We start from the raw sequence: 13316 nt of genomic DNA on the forward strand, positions 1-13316 counted from the left end.
GGTCAAAACTCCGGGATGAGGGATCTGGAACGGACGGCCGCAGATGGCGGACGACGGGAGGTGGACAATGAATCAAAGAACGAAAGGTCAAAGAATGTCGATCAGTTCGACATCGAAGATGAGCGTCGAGTTCGCGGGAATGTTCGGCGGACTGCCGCGCACACCGTAGGCCAGCTCGCCGGGAATCCAGAAGCGGTACTTGCCGCCGATCGGCATCAGCTGCAGACCTTCGGTCCAGCCGGCGATGACCTGGTCGAGGCCGAACACGGCCGGTTCGCCGCGGCTGTAGGAACTGTCGAACTCGGTGCCGTCGAGCAGCGTGCCCTTGTAATGCACACGCACGCGATCGCTGGCGCGCGGACGCGGGCCCTGGCCCTGCTTCTCGACGCTGTACTGGATGCCCGATGCAGTCGCGAACACACCCGGCTTGCCGCGATTGGCGGTCATGAAGGCGATGCCGGCCTGGCGGTTGTCGTCGGCCGCGCGCGCAGTGCGCATCTGGCCACGGGTGATCATGGTCTGGCGCACGCGGGTGATCTCGTCGGCGGACAGCGTCGGCGGCTTGCCGTCGACCGTGTCGCGGACGCCGCGCATCAACGGCGCGATGGCGATCTCCTCGCGCATCGGCGTCAGCGAACGGCCGACATCGGCGCCGAGCATCTGGCCGACCTTGGCGCGATCCACCGCAGGCGGTTCGCTGCCCGGCGGCAGGCCCGGTACCGGGCGACCGCTGCGCGAGGCCACGCGCTGCGCCAGCGCCTGGCCGATACGCTGGGTTTCCGCCTGGTCGAGCGTCGGCGGCTTGCCTGCGAGCGCGGCCGTCACCGCGGCTTCGAACGCGGCCAGATCGAGATCGGGCGTCACCTGGGCCAGCTGCGCGGCCATGTCCATGCCGACCACGTAGCTGCTCTTGTCGCGATCGGTGCCTTCGGCGGCCACGGCCAGCGTGGCGACCGGTGCCAGCAGCAACGCAAGGGCTGCGGCACGCATCTGATTCAACATCCGCATGGTTCTCCTGCCCCGGATGCGGGGCGATGCAGCCGGCTATTGTCGCGGGCGCGCGGCGGCGGAGCAATCAGGCCCGCCGCGGGCTTCAGCGGGCGGCGGGCCTGGGCGCGGCCAGCGCGCGCTCGATCGCCGCGAGGATCTCCGGATCATCCGGCTTGGTGCGACTGCCCCACTGACCCAGCACCCGCCCGTCGCGACCCACCAGATACTTGTGGAAGTTCCACTGCGGCGCCTGGCCGGTGGCCTCGGTGAGCTGCTTGAACAGGGGCGTCGCGTCGGGACCGATCACGTGCACCTTCTGGAACATCGGGAACTTCACGCCATAGGTCAGCGTGCAGAACTCCTGGATCGCCGCCTCGTCCTCGAATTCCTGTTCCTTGAAGTCGCCGGACGGAAAGCCCAGCACCGCGAATCCGCGCGGACGCAGGCGCGCATGCATGGATTCGAGTGCTTCGTATTGCGGGGTAAACCCGCATTTGCTGGCGGTGTTGACGATCAGCACGACATCACCGCCGTAGGCGCTACGCAGATCCACGGTCTCGCGGACCGCGAGCTGGCGGAACTGGTGATCGAGCACGCCGCGCGGCGCAGCCGGGCCCTGCGCGAATGCCGCACCGGCCACCAGGGTCACACCCACTACCAGCGCCACGCGCCGGAACCACCGATTGCCACGCATGTCGCGATCTCCTGGATGGCCGGCGCACCGTGCCATCAGTTGGGTAGAAATTTCTGTAAGGCGCGTTGACACCTGCTGCGGTGGTGTTATAGTCACCTACAACACCTACCCACTAGAGCAGGACGGTCCTCATGAACCGCAGGCTCCACACCCCGATCATCGCATGCACCGCCTTCGCCCTGGTGCTCTCGGCCGGCCTGCTGTTCGCCGGCCCGGCGCTGTCGGCCGGCGAGCTCGCACCCCCGCCCGTCGCCGTTGCGGTTGCTGTGACGGCCCGTGCCCAGGCCGAGCGTGCTGCGACGACGACCGACATCGAAGCGGAGACCCCGCGTCCCCGCGCCCGCCGTGCTCGCAGCGGCTTCGCCCTGCCGTACTTCTCGTTCGCGCGGGGCGCTGGTGGAAGGAGCTGAGGCCATGGCCAATATCGAATGGAGCGACGGCGCTCCCATCTACCGCCAGCTGAAGGAACGCGTCATCGCCATGATGCTCGACGGCGTCCTGAAGCCCGGCGATGCGCTGCCCTCGGTGCGCCAGGTGGCCGCCGACTACCAGCTCAACCCGATCACCGTCTCCCGCGCCTACCAGGAACTCGCCGACGAGGCGCTGGTGGAGAAGCGCCGCGGCCTGGGCATGTTCGTCACCGAGGAAGCCTCGAAGAAGCTGCGCAGCAGCGAACGCGAACGGTTCCTGACCGACGAATGGCCGCAGGTGGTGGAACGGATCGAACGCCTGGGACTGTCGACCCGGGACCTGCTGCAGTCCATCGGCAATGGAGCCAACGAATGAACGCCGTCATCGAGACCCCGGTGATCACCGCGCGCAACCTCACCAAGACCTACAAGGGCGCTCGTGCGCTCGACGGCACCAGCTTCCAGATTCCGGCCGGACGCATCGTCGGTCTGATCGGCCCCAACGGCGCCGGCAAGACCACCGCGCTGAAGGCGCTGCTGGGCCTGATCCGGTTCGACGGCGAGATGTCGGTGCTGGGCCGCGACCCGCGCACCGAACGCGACGCACTGATGAACGATGTCTGCTTCATCGCCGACGTCGCGGTGCTGCCGCGCTGGATGCGGGTGCGTGACGCGATCGATTTCGTCGAGGGCGTGCATCCCCGTTTCGACCGCGCCCGCTGCGAACGCTTCCTCGCCAACACCAAGCTCGGCCCGAAGCAGCGCGTGCGCGAAATGTCCAAGGGCATGATCGTGCAGCTGCATCTGGCGCTGGTGATGGCGATCGACGCGAAGCTGCTGGTGCTCGACGAGCCGACGCTCGGCCTCGACATCCTGTATCGCAAGCAGTTCTACCAGCGCCTGCTGGAAGACTACTTCGACGAGCAGAAGACGATCATCGTCACCACGCACCAGGTCGAGGAGATCGAACACATCCTCACTGACGTGCTCTTCATCCAGAACGGCAAGATCGTGCTCGACGCGCCGATGGACGATGTCGGCGAACGATTCGTCGAAGTGCTGGTCAACGCCGAACACCTCGACGCCGCCCGCGCTCACCGCCCGATCGACGAACGCGCCCTGCCCTTCGGCAAGACCGTGATGCTGTTCGACAGCGTGCCCGTTTCCACCCTGTCGACGTACGGCGAAACCCGCACCCCGGGCCTGGCCGACCTGTTCGTGGCCACGATGAAAGGAGCCTACGCATGAACGCCGCCGCCGAACACGTGGACGCCCCGGTTCCGTCCCGCACATTCGCATCGACCCATCCGACTCACCGCTTCCGTCTGCTGCTGCGGCGCGAGTACTGGGAACACCGTGGCGGCATCTTCTGGGCGCCGATGATCGCCGGCGGCGTGTCGCTGCTGCTCTCGCTCGGCCTGCTGGTCGCCGGCATCGTGTTCGCCCACAAGGCGGTCGCGGAGGGCAACCTCGTCCAGCACAACGGCGTGACCATCAACGGTCTGGATCTGGGCACATTGGCCCAGCAGCTGACCAGCGATGATCTCTACCAGCTGTCGGAAGGCATCACGATCACGCTGGCGCTGTCGGCAACCTGGCCGTTCCTGGTGATGATCTTCGTCGCGTTCTTCTATTGCCTGGGCGCGCTCTACGACGATCGCCGCGACCGTAGCGTCCTGTTCTGGAAGTCGCTGCCGGTGTCCGACACTGCCACCGTGCTGTCCAAGGTGGCGACGGTGACGCTGGTGATTCCCCTGTTCGCCACGCTATTCGCGATCGTCATCATGTTCGCGTTCCTGATCGCCCTGAGCATCGCCGCGGCGGCGCACGGCGCCAATCCGTTCCCGCTGCTCTGGGGCAACGGCTCGGTTTTCCTGTTGTCGGGACAGTTCCTGGCGGCGATTCCGGTGTACGCGGCCTGGATGTTCCCGACCGTCGGCTGGCTGTTGCTGTGCTCGGCCTGGGCCAAGAGCAAGCCTTTCCTGTGGGCGCTGCTGATCCCGCTGGCCCTGGGCGTCGCGACGTCGATGACCGGCCTGCTGCAGCTGATCGGACTGGAGCGCCACTGGCTCTGGGGCAACGTGATTTCGCGGATGCTGCTGGGCACCGTGCCGGTGACGCATCGCGATCTGGCTTACATCCAGTCAGGCGCCGGACCGGCCAATGAAATGTTCTCGCTCCCCGGCATGTACAGCAACTTTCTCGAGCCCTCGATGTGGATCGGCCTCATCGCCGGCGCCGTAATGATCGCGATCTCCATCCGCCTGCGCCGCTGGCGCGAGGAAGGCTGAGCCACCCCGTTTCTCCTCGCCATCGCCTGATTCCGGAGACCACCCATGAAAGCTGCAGCCGTCACCGCATTCGCCCTTGCCCTGTGTCTGCCGCTGGCCGCCTGGTCGGCGCCGCCCGAAACCGGCGGCGTGCGCGAGGAGATCCGTCGGGATCTGGAAGACGCCCGGCGTGACATCCGCACCGATCTCGCCAAGGCCCGCGCCGAACTCGACACCGAGAATCTCGACGTGACCAACAGCCTGCAGGCGAATGGCGATGCGCGCCGCAACCGCAAGGCGAAGACGGAACCGGCGCTGCCGAAGGCAGAGATCACACCGCAGGGCGACTTCCTGATCGAGGGCGAGGCCGTCGCCATCGATGCGGCGCAGCGCCGCCAGTTGCTCGGCTATCGCGGCATGGTCATCGAGGTCGCCAAGGCCGGTATCGACATCGGCGAGGTCAGTGCACTGGCCGCGGTGGACTCCGTCGACCGCGGCGTGTTCTCGCTGATGGTCGGTGCGATGACCGGCAGTCTGGAGCGGCGCATCGAGCGGACCGTGCGCAACACCGTCGGCCCCGGCGTGCTGCTGATCTGCGACCGCATGCCCGCGCTGCGCGAGGCGCAGCAACAGCTCGCCGGCGACCTGCCGGCCTTCCGTCCGTATGCGCGACTGGAAGCCCGGGATGCGGAAAGCTGCCGCAACGAAGTCCGCCGCGAGTTCGCAGGGCGCTGAGGGGAGGCGGCGGCGCCACTCGCGCGACCGCATCGATTCAGGTTAGCGTCAGCCACCACGCACGCCGCCCTGCACTGACGCAGGCCGGTCACCTCGCCAAGGAGTTCACGACATGACGCCAGCCCACACCGCTCGCCCGCTGCTCGCCACGCTCATCGCCGCATCGCTCGCATTGCCGTTCGCCGCGCAGGCCGAAGACACCCCGCAGTGCCGGCACAGCCAGCCGCGCGATCTGGCGCTGCAGCTCGACGGCGTGCGCACAGTGCGGTTCGAGATCGGCAACAGCAAGCTGCGCGTCGAAGGCACTGCGCGTCCGGACGCAACCCTGCGCGGCCGCGCCTGCGCATCGAGTGAAGCGATGCTGGCCTCGCTGGTGCTCGAGCAGCAGCGCTCAGGCGACACGCTGACCGTCACCGCGCGCCGCACGTCGAATTCGACCGGCTGGATGGGCAACCAGTACGCCTACATGGATCTTTCAGGCCAGGTGCCGGCGAACGTGCTGGTGCAGACCGTTGTCGGCTCCGGCGATGTCTGGGTGACCGGCGTGTCGGCCGCGAGCGCCGATGTCGGATCCGGCGATGCCGAACTGCGCCGCATCGAGGGCCGCGCGACCGCAAAGGTCGGCTCGGGCGACATCACCGTCGACGAGGCCGGCGAACTCAAGGTGCTGTCGATCGGTTCGGGCGATGTCGAAGCACGCGGCATCCGCGGCGCGGTCGAAGTCGGCAGCGTCGGCTCTGGCGACTTCAAGCTTGAAGGCGCAGGCGGCAATGTCCGTATCGCCAGTCTCGGCTCGGGCGACATCGACCTGCGCGACGTGCAGGGCAACGTGCATGTCGGTTCGATCGGCTCGGGCGACGTGGATGCCCGCGGGATCGGCGGCGATCTCGAAATCGCTGCCAAGGGCAGCGGCGAGGTCTCGCACCGCGACGTGCGCGGCACTGTCAGCGTGCCGCGCAAACGTTGACCTTTTTACAGATCCGGAGTCCGAACATGAAGAACGTCCCGTCCCGCGCCCTGCTTCTGGCCCTGCTGCTCGCCTGCGCGGGCACGCTGACCGCGTGCGGGCGTGACGAAGCACCCGCACCCGCGAGCGGCGACGCCACCACGGCGCCGGCCGAGGAAGGCTTCGTCGCGCGCACCACCCGCCGCGCGCTGGAAACGGCGCGCAAGGATCTGGTCGAGAAGAACATCAGCGTCGGCGGCAGCGGCGGTGGCGGGCTGAACATCAACGGCTTCCGTTTCGGCGGCGACGACACCCGCACGTCCAGCCTGCCGAAGGCCGAGATCAGCCCGGCCGGCGACTTTCTGGTCGATGGCAAGACGGTCGAGATCGACGCCGCGCAACGCGAGCTGTTGCTGGCACATCGCGCCAACATCATCTCGATCGCCGAGGCCGGCATCACGATCGGCATCCAGGGCGCCCAGCTCGGCGCCGAAGCAGCGAAGGGCGCGATCGCCAGCGCGCTGTCGGGCCAGTCCGCCGACTTCGAGAAGCGCATGGAAGCCGAGGGCGCGAAGATCGAAGCCGAAGCCGACAAGCTGTGCGACAACCTGCCGCCGCTGCTCGCCTCGCAGCAGGCACTGGCGGCTGCGCTGCCCGCCTTCGAGCCCTACGCCACGATGAACGCGACCGACGTCGAGGACTGCCGCAAGGACACCGTGGTCCACCGCGACGATGCAGCCGCGGAAGTGGATGCCGCGGCGGCGCCGGCCTCGAACTGACGCTGGCGCCCGGCGCTCGCTGCATCGAAACAGAAAAGACCGGCCATCGGCCGGTCTTTTTTTTGGGGAGTGCGCAACGACTCAGCCGCCGCCGCTGGCGCCTTCGTGGATGCCGCCCTTGGTCAGTTCGGCCGGATCGAGCAGGGTGTCGAGTTCGGCATCCGACAGGCCGCTGTCCTCGCGCGCGATGTCGAGCACGGGACGTTGTTCCTTGTAGGCGCGCTTGGCTATCGCCGCGGCCTTCTCGTAGCCGATGATCGGGTTGAGCGCGGTGACCAGGATCGGGTTGCGGGCGAGCGCGGCGTCGACGTTCTCGCGGCGCACCTTGAGGCCGGCGATCGCGTCGTCGGCCAGCAGCCGGCTCACGTTCGACAGCAGCTGGATCGATTCGAGCAGATTCGCCGCGATCAGCGGCAGCGCGACATTGAGCTGGAAGTTGCCGGTCTGCCCGGCGACGGTGATCGCGGCGTGGTGGCCGATGACCTGCGCGGCCACCATGACCGTGGCCTCGGGAATCACCGGATTGACCTTGCCCGGCATGATCGAGCTGCCCGGCTGCAGCGCCGGCAGTTCGATCTCGCCGAGGCCGCCGAGCGGTCCGGAGTTCATCCAGCGCAGATCGTTGGCGATCTTGATCAGCGCGACCGCGAGCGCATTGAGCTGGCCCGACAGTTCGACCGCGTCGTCCTGGGTGGCGATGCCTTCGAACTTGTCCTCGGCCGAATCGAAGCTGGTGCGGGTCAGCGTCGACAGCACACGCGCGACCTTCTTGCCGAACTGCGGATGCGCGTTGATGCCAGTGCCGATCGCGGTGCCGCCGATCGGCAGGCGGCGCAGACGCTTGAGCGCATCGCTCAGGCGCGCTTCGGCGGACGTCAGTTGCGACGACCACGCGCCGAATTCCTGCGCGAAGGTCAGCGGCATCGCGTCCATCAGATGCGTGCGGCCGGTCTTGACCACCTTGCCGAGCGACCGGCCGCGCTTGTCGATCGTGCGGCGCAGGTGCTTGAGCGCCGGCAGCAGGTCTTCAACGACGGCGAGCTGCGCCGATACCCGGATCGCGGTGGGCACCACGTCGTTCGAACTCTGGCCCAGATTGACGTGATCGTTGGGATGCACCTTGCGCGTGGCGGTCGAGGCCAGCGTCGCGATGACCTCGTTGGCATTCATGTTCGATGAGGTGCCCGAACCGGTCTGGTAGATGTCGACCGGAAAATGGGCGTCGTGCTTGCCTTCGGCGACTTCGAGCGCCGCGGCGCGGATCGCCTTGCCGGATTTTTCCGGCAACAGGCCCAGGCCTGCGTTGACCTCGGCGGCCGCGGCCTTGACCAGGCCCAGCGCACGGATGAAACCGCGCGGCATCGGCCGGCCGGAAATCGGGAAGTTCTGCACCGCGCGCTGAGTCTGCGCGCCCCACAGGGCGTCGGCAGGCACCTGCAGTTCGCCCATGCTGTCGTGTTCGGTACGGAACTCAGTCGCGTCTTGGGTCTTGCGCATCGATTCGGCTCCAGGAGGGGGAATGACTCGGCTGGCACGGTCGCTGGCGTCGTGTCCGCAGGATACGCGAGGGCCGTACAGGCTAAAATGACGGCTTCGCCCGCTGCGCCCCACGCCTCCCATGTCCGACACCCAGAAGACCGAAGCCGCCCTGCTCGCCCTGTCGCCGCTCGACGGCCGCTACGCCACCAAGGTCGATGCGCTGCGTCCGATCTTCTCGGAATACGGCCTGATCCGCGCCCGCGTGCGGGTGGAGATCGAATGGCTGCTGGCACTGGGCGACGAGCCGGGCATCGTGGAGTTGCCCGCGTTCGACGACGCGCAACGCGCGCGCTTGAAGTCGCTGGCGGAGGATTTCTCGGTCAGTGATGCCGCGCGCGTCAAGGCGATCGAACGCACCACCAACCACGACGTCAAGGCGGTCGAATACTTCATCAAAGAACAGCTGAAGGACAATGCCTCGCTGGCGCCGTCGCTCGAGTTCGTGCATTTCGCCTGCACCAGCGAGGACATCAACAATCTGTCCTACGCCCTGATGCTGGCCGAAGCGCGCCGGGATGTGCTGCTGCCGACGCTCGACACACTGATCCAGACGCTGCGCACGATGTCCCACGACCACGCGGCGCTGCCGCTGCTGTCGCGTACCCACGGCCAGACGGCATCACCGTCAACGGTCGGAAAGGAACTGGCCAACGTCGTCGCACGTCTGCAGCGCCAGAGCGAGCTGCTGTGGGACGTCGCACTGACCGGCAAGATCAATGGCGCGGTCGGCAACTACAACGCGCACGTCGTGTCGTACCCCGATGTCGACTGGCCGGCGTTCGCACAGCGCTTCGTCGAATCGCTGGGCATCGAGTTCAATCCCTACACCACCCAGATCGAACCGCACGACTGCGTGGCCGAGATCAGCGACGTGCACAAGCGCATCAATACGATCGGCGTCGATCTGTGCCGCGACATCTGGGGCTACATCTCGCTGGGCTACTTCAAGCAGGCATTGAAGGAAGGCGAAGTCGGCAGCTCGACGATGCCGCACAAGGTCAACCCGATCGACTTCGAAAACGCCGAAGGCAACTTCGGCATCGCCAATGCGCTGTTCGAACATTTTGCCGCCAAGCTGCCGATCAGCCGCTGGCAACGCGACCTGACCGACTCCACCGTGCTGCGCGCGCTGGGCACCGCATTCGGCCACACGCTGATCGCGCTCGATGCGCTGCAGCGCGGCCTGGGCAAGCTCAGCGTCAACCCCGAGCGCCTCGCTGCCGATCTCGACGCCTCGTGGGAGGTGCTGGCCGAAGCCGTGCAGACGGTGATGCGCCGCCACGGCCTGCCCAATCCATACGAGCAGCTCAAGGCACTGACCCGCGGCCAGGGCATCACCGCCGAGTCGATGCGCAGTTTCGTCGACGGGCTGGACCTGCCGGTCGAGGACAAGACACGCCTGCGCGACCTGGTGCCGGGCGGCTACACCGGCCTGGCAGAACAGCTCGCCCGCGACATCTGAGGTGTCGCCAGGCGCGACGCGGACTGAACATTCGCGTCGCTAGGCTCGCGGCGACTTCACTCGCCGACGAGGCCGCCATGCGACACCTGCCACTGCTGCTCTGCCTCACCGCCTTGTCGTTGACCGCCTGCGATCGACAGGCGTCGCCCGCCGATGCCTCGACCGGCGCGTCGCCGACGGAGGCGGCATCGCGGGTCGCGTCCGCGGCAGTGTCCGGCGTGCTGACCGATCCGGCCAGCGGCGCGCAGTGCAGCGGACAGGATGTCGCGATCACCCGCGACGGCTTCGATCTGGTGTTGAACGGCGACTGCGGCGCCGTGGTCATTTCCGCGTCCGATGGCGCGGTCAACGTCGATCATGCGGCCTCGGTGCGGGTCGAAGGCAGCCAGGTCACCGTGCTCAACAGCCGCGTCGGTGACGTCGAGGTCCGCGGCGCCGACAACACCTTGAACCTGACCGAGGTCGACGCGCTGGAGATCTCCGGCGATCGCAACACGGTGCTCGCGCGGCGGATCGACCGGGTGACCTTCAGCGGCGCATCGAACGTCGTCAATCCCGACAACACGCCAGCGCTCGAAGACACGGGCACCGGCAATCGCGTGATGTGACGCGGCACGCCGGCCCATGCGGATCCTGCTCAACCTCGATGTCGACGACCTCGACCGCGCGCTGGCGTTCTACATCGCCGCGTTCGGGCTGACACCGGCACGGCGCTTCGGCGACGACGTGGTCGAACTGCTCGGCGCCGATGCACCGCTGTATCTGCTGCGCAAGGTGGCCGGCAGCACCGGCGCAGGCACGACGCCGCGCGCGTACACTCGGCACTGGATGCCGTTGCACATCGATGTGGTCGTCGACGATCTGGATGTCGCCTTGGCCCAGGCGCTTGCCGCAGGCGCGGTGCAGGAAGGCGCCATCCGCGACGAGGCGTATGGGCGGATCGTGCAACTGGCCGATCCGTTCGGGCATGGATGGTGTCTGCTGGCATTCAGTGCGCGCGGGTATGACGCGATTGCGACATGACGCGATGGGATGCGAGATAGCTGGCTACGCTCTGGTCGTCATCCCGGCGAAGGCCGGGATCCAGTGACTTGTCTCTATCAACGTGCCGAAGTCACTGGATTCCGGCCTGCACCGGAATGACGGAGATTCAGGCTTCTGACGAATCCAACCTCGTCAGGGAAACGGGAGAGAAGTGCTTGAAGAAGCACTGCGCGTACCGCTGAACCCGTCGAGCCCGATCCCGTTTTCGCGTAGGCTCCCCGCCCATGAGCAGAGCCCCCCTCCCGTTCGAAATCGACGCCCGCAGCTTCGCCGGCCATGGCCCGCTCGGCATGCCTGCCGAGCAGTTCCTGCGCAACTACTGGCAGAAGCGTCCGCTCTTGATCCGCAACGCGTTTCCGGACCTCGAAAGCCCGCTGCAGCCCGAGGATCTCGCCGGTCTGGCCTGCGAGGAAGTGGCGCTGTCCCGGCTGATCCGCCACGACCGGGCGCGCGATGGCTGGCAGGTCGAAACCGGACCGTTCGACGAGGACCTGTTCCCCGGTCTCGGTGATCGCGACTGGACGCTGCTGGTGCAGGACGTCGACAAATGGGACGCCGATGTCGCCGCGCTGCTGCCGCATTTCGCGTTCCTGCCACGCTGGCGCATCGACGACATCATGGTCAGCTTCGCCGCGACCGGTGGCTCGGTCGGCGCGCACGTCGACCAGTACGACGTGTTCCTGCTGCAGGGCCAGGGCCATCGGCGCTGGCAGATCGACGCGTCCGATGCGATGGGCCGCGGCGTGCCGCCGCAGGAGTTCCGCGACGATGTCGAACTGCGGCTGCTGCGTGAATTCACGCCGACCCACGAATGGGTACTCGGCCCCGGCGACATGCTGTATCTGCCGCCGATGGTGCCGCACCACGGCGTGGCCGAAGATCCGTGCCTGACGTTCTCGGTCGGCATGCGCGCGCCGTCGGTCAGCGAACTGATGGGCGACTACATCGACACGCTGGCCGCGGACGCCGACGAATCGATCCGTTACCACGACGAGACGCTGCAACCGCCGGCCGATCCGAACGAGATCGATGCCGACGCGATGACGCGCGTCGTCGAAGCGCTCAACGTGATGCGCATGCGGGACCCCGATCGCCTCGGCGACTGGTTCGGCAGCTTCATCACCGGCTACCGCAATGCACAGCAGGTGGTCGCGGGCGGCGCAGCGCCGCCGCGGATCGAACTCGAATGGCTGCTGTCGCAGGGCCAGGCCGTGCTGCACCGCAATCCTTTCAGCCGGATGGCCTGGCGTCGGGCCGGAGATGGCGCACGCCTGTTCGTGTCGGGCACCGCATGGCCGTTGGCGCTGCGCGATGCGCGCACCCTGGCCGCTGAAGCGCAGATCGACGGCCGCGCGTATGTGGCGCTGTCGGGCGCGGGGCGCGAGACGGTGCTCGAGCTGCTGGCCGAGGGGCACTACACCCTGCTGGACGCGGATTCCGAATGAGCGCGGTGGCGCCGTTCCGGGTCGCCATCGTCACCGGTGCCGGTGACCTGGCAGCGGCGCACAAGGTGCGCACTGCGGTCTTCGTCGACGAACAGGGCGTGCCTGCGGACCTCGAACGCGATGCGCTCGATGCCTTGAGCCGGCATGTCCTCGCAGTCGCTGCCGATGGCACCCCGATCGGTGCCGGTCGCATCGCACCCGACGGCCGCATCGGCCGGCTCGCGGTGCGCAGCGCCTGGCGCGGTCGCGGCGTCGGCGATGCGATGCTGCGTGCACTGCTCGACGCCGCACGCGATGCCGGCCTGCGCGAGACCTATCTGCATGCGCAACTGCAGGCGATGGCGCTCTATGCACGCGCCGGTTTCGTCGCCGAAGGGGCGCGCTACGAGGAAGCCGGCATCGCGCACCGCACGATGCGCCGCATCGCCGGTGCGACGTTCCCGGTCGACGATCTGGCAGCCGCAGTCGATGCGGCCGTCACCCTTGTATCCGCCGCGCGCCGTTCGCTGTGGCTGCGCACCCGCGATCTCGACCCCGGCCTCTACGATCATCCGGACGTGCTCGCCGCCCTGCGTCGCTTCGCGACCGGCGGCCGCGGCGTGCAGATCCAGGTGCTGCTGCACGATCCCGCCACCGTGCAGCGACGCGGCTCGGCATTGCTGGCGTTGTCGCAACGGCTGAGCAGCGCGTTCGCCTTCCGCGCGGTCGACGATCCGGTGGACCGCGAGTACGCCGGTGCGTTTCTGGTCAACGACGCCGGCGGCTTCCATATACGTTCGCTCGGACATCGCGTCGACGGTGAAGCCGCGACGGATCTGCCCGGCCGCGCCCGTCAGCTGGCGCAGCAGTTCGCGCCGGTGTGGGAACGTTCACGCGCCTGCAGCGAGTTCCGCGCACTGGGCATCTGAGCCGTTTGTGTCGTTTCGACGTGCCGGAAACGCGTTCCGGAAGCGTCGTTGCGCGCGGTTCGGGGCGTCCCGATGGTGCATCGCGGCGAACGAC

Annotated in this window: 15 protein-coding genes; 12 read left to right on the top strand and 3 right to left on the bottom strand. The window is 67.6% G+C overall.

Annotated elements, in window-relative coordinates; translation table 11 throughout:
• Nucleotides 1–87: 87 nt before the first annotated feature.
• Nucleotides 88–990, bottom strand: coding sequence for an FKBP-type peptidyl-prolyl cis-trans isomerase (locus tag LU699_RS00895; RefSeq protein WP_232580450.1), 903 nt, complete (start codon nucleotides 988–990; stop codon nucleotides 88–90).
• A gap of 103 nt (nucleotides 991–1093) precedes the next feature.
• Entirely contained in the window at nucleotides 1094–1684 is a 591-nt protein-coding gene (locus LU699_RS00900) for a glutathione peroxidase (RefSeq protein WP_232134813.1), read from the bottom strand.
• Between the two features lie 131 nt (nucleotides 1685–1815).
• Between LU699_RS00900 and LU699_RS00905 the strand changes: the two genes are divergently transcribed.
• The 7 genes from LU699_RS00905 to LU699_RS00935 all read left to right on the top strand — a co-directional run bounded on the left by LU699_RS00905 (nucleotide 1816) and on the right by LU699_RS00935 (nucleotide 6824).
• Nucleotides 1816–2094, top strand: coding sequence for a hypothetical protein (locus LU699_RS00905; protein WP_232580451.1), 279 nt, complete (start codon nucleotides 1816–1818; stop codon nucleotides 2092–2094).
• Between the two features lie 4 nt (nucleotides 2095–2098).
• Nucleotides 2099–2470 carry a GntR family transcriptional regulator gene (locus LU699_RS00910; RefSeq protein WP_159678859.1) on the top strand — a complete coding sequence of 124 codons (372 nt, stop codon included), beginning with the start codon at nucleotides 2099–2101 and terminating at the stop codon, nucleotides 2468–2470.
• The gene (locus LU699_RS00915; protein WP_232134811.1) at nucleotides 2467–3342 is read left to right on the top strand and encodes an ABC transporter ATP-binding protein; all 876 of its coding nucleotides are present in this window, start codon (nucleotides 2467–2469) and stop codon (nucleotides 3340–3342) included. The genes LU699_RS00910 and LU699_RS00915 overlap by 4 nt, the downstream gene beginning before the upstream one ends.
• On the top strand, nucleotides 3339–4385 hold the full coding sequence (locus LU699_RS00920) for a hypothetical protein (RefSeq protein WP_232134810.1): 1047 nt from the start codon (nucleotides 3339–3341) through the stop codon (nucleotides 4383–4385). Before LU699_RS00915 ends, LU699_RS00920 begins: the two co-directional genes overlap by 4 nt.
• A 45-nt stretch (nucleotides 4386–4430) precedes the next feature.
• Entirely contained in the window at nucleotides 4431–5099 is a 669-nt protein-coding gene (locus LU699_RS00925) for a hypothetical protein (protein ID WP_232134809.1), read from the top strand.
• A 112-nt stretch (nucleotides 5100–5211) separates the two neighbouring features.
• Nucleotides 5212–6066 carry a GIN domain-containing protein gene (locus LU699_RS00930; RefSeq protein WP_232134808.1) on the top strand — a complete coding sequence of 285 codons (855 nt, stop codon included), beginning with the start codon at nucleotides 5212–5214 and terminating at the stop codon, nucleotides 6064–6066.
• Between the two features lie 26 nt (nucleotides 6067–6092).
• Nucleotides 6093–6824, top strand: a complete 732-nt coding sequence (locus tag LU699_RS00935) for a hypothetical protein (RefSeq protein ID WP_232134807.1) — start codon at nucleotides 6093–6095, stop codon at nucleotides 6822–6824.
• A gap of 81 nt (nucleotides 6825–6905) precedes the next feature.
• Here the strand turns inward: LU699_RS00935 and LU699_RS00940 are convergent, their stop codons facing one another.
• On the bottom strand, nucleotides 6906–8321 hold the full coding sequence (locus tag LU699_RS00940; RefSeq protein WP_232134806.1) for a class II fumarate hydratase: 1416 nt from the start codon (nucleotides 8319–8321) through the stop codon (nucleotides 6906–6908).
• A gap of 121 nt (nucleotides 8322–8442) precedes the next feature.
• On the opposite strand from LU699_RS00940, the gene purB reads away from it, so the two are divergent.
• The 5 genes from purB to LU699_RS00965 all read left to right on the top strand — a co-directional run bounded on the left by purB (nucleotide 8443) and on the right by LU699_RS00965 (nucleotide 13222).
• On the top strand, nucleotides 8443–9825 hold the full coding sequence (gene purB, locus LU699_RS00945; protein ID WP_232134805.1) for an adenylosuccinate lyase: 1383 nt from the start codon (nucleotides 8443–8445) through the stop codon (nucleotides 9823–9825).
• 77 nt (nucleotides 9826–9902) lie between these two features.
• Complete coding sequence (locus LU699_RS00950) at nucleotides 9903–10433, top strand: DUF3060 domain-containing protein (protein WP_232134804.1); 531 nt, start codon at nucleotides 9903–9905, stop codon at nucleotides 10431–10433.
• Nucleotides 10434–10449: 16 nt separating this feature from the next.
• Nucleotides 10450–10848 (top strand): VOC family protein, encoded by a 399-nt coding sequence (locus LU699_RS00955; RefSeq protein ID WP_232134803.1) that lies wholly within the window; start codon nucleotides 10450–10452, stop codon nucleotides 10846–10848.
• Nucleotides 10849–11093: 245 nt separating this feature from the next.
• A complete protein-coding gene (locus LU699_RS00960; protein WP_232134802.1) occupies nucleotides 11094–12314 on the top strand; it encodes a cupin domain-containing protein in 1221 nt (406 codons plus the stop codon).
• The gene (locus tag LU699_RS00965) at nucleotides 12311–13222 is read left to right on the top strand and encodes a GNAT family N-acetyltransferase (protein WP_232134801.1); all 912 of its coding nucleotides are present in this window, start codon (nucleotides 12311–12313) and stop codon (nucleotides 13220–13222) included. Before LU699_RS00960 ends, LU699_RS00965 begins: the two co-directional genes overlap by 4 nt.
• Nucleotides 13223–13316 lie beyond the last annotated feature (94 nt).

The organism is Luteimonas fraxinea (genome assembly GCF_021233355.1).
GTDB lineage: Bacteria > Pseudomonadota > Gammaproteobacteria > Xanthomonadales > Xanthomonadaceae > Luteimonas > Luteimonas fraxinea.

Coding starts and splice junctions, on each gene's coding strand:
- LU699_RS00895 (WP_232580450.1), bottom strand. CDS start 990: ATGCGTGCCGCAGCCCTTGCGTTGCTGCTGGCACCGGTCGCCACGCTG.
- LU699_RS00900 (WP_232134813.1), bottom strand. CDS start 1,684: ATGCGTGGCAATCGGTGGTTCCGGCGCGTGGCGCTGGTAGTGGGTGTG.
- LU699_RS00905 (WP_232580451.1), top strand. CDS start 1,816: ATGAACCGCAGGCTCCACACCCCGATCATCGCATGCACCGCCTTCGCC.
- LU699_RS00910 (WP_159678859.1), top strand. CDS start 2,099: ATGGCCAATATCGAATGGAGCGACGGCGCTCCCATCTACCGCCAGCTG.
- LU699_RS00915 (WP_232134811.1), top strand. CDS start 2,467: ATGAACGCCGTCATCGAGACCCCGGTGATCACCGCGCGCAACCTCACC.
- LU699_RS00920 (WP_232134810.1), top strand. CDS start 3,339: ATGAACGCCGCCGCCGAACACGTGGACGCCCCGGTTCCGTCCCGCACA.
- LU699_RS00925 (WP_232134809.1), top strand. CDS start 4,431: ATGAAAGCTGCAGCCGTCACCGCATTCGCCCTTGCCCTGTGTCTGCCG.
- LU699_RS00930 (WP_232134808.1), top strand. CDS start 5,212: ATGACGCCAGCCCACACCGCTCGCCCGCTGCTCGCCACGCTCATCGCC.
- LU699_RS00935 (WP_232134807.1), top strand. CDS start 6,093: ATGAAGAACGTCCCGTCCCGCGCCCTGCTTCTGGCCCTGCTGCTCGCC.
- LU699_RS00940 (WP_232134806.1), bottom strand. CDS start 8,321: ATGCGCAAGACCCAAGACGCGACTGAGTTCCGTACCGAACACGACAGC.
- purB (WP_232134805.1), top strand. CDS start 8,443: ATGTCCGACACCCAGAAGACCGAAGCCGCCCTGCTCGCCCTGTCGCCG.
- LU699_RS00950 (WP_232134804.1), top strand. CDS start 9,903: ATGCGACACCTGCCACTGCTGCTCTGCCTCACCGCCTTGTCGTTGACC.
- LU699_RS00955 (WP_232134803.1), top strand. CDS start 10,450: ATGCGGATCCTGCTCAACCTCGATGTCGACGACCTCGACCGCGCGCTG.
- LU699_RS00960 (WP_232134802.1), top strand. CDS start 11,094: ATGAGCAGAGCCCCCCTCCCGTTCGAAATCGACGCCCGCAGCTTCGCC.
- LU699_RS00965 (WP_232134801.1), top strand. CDS start 12,311: ATGAGCGCGGTGGCGCCGTTCCGGGTCGCCATCGTCACCGGTGCCGGT.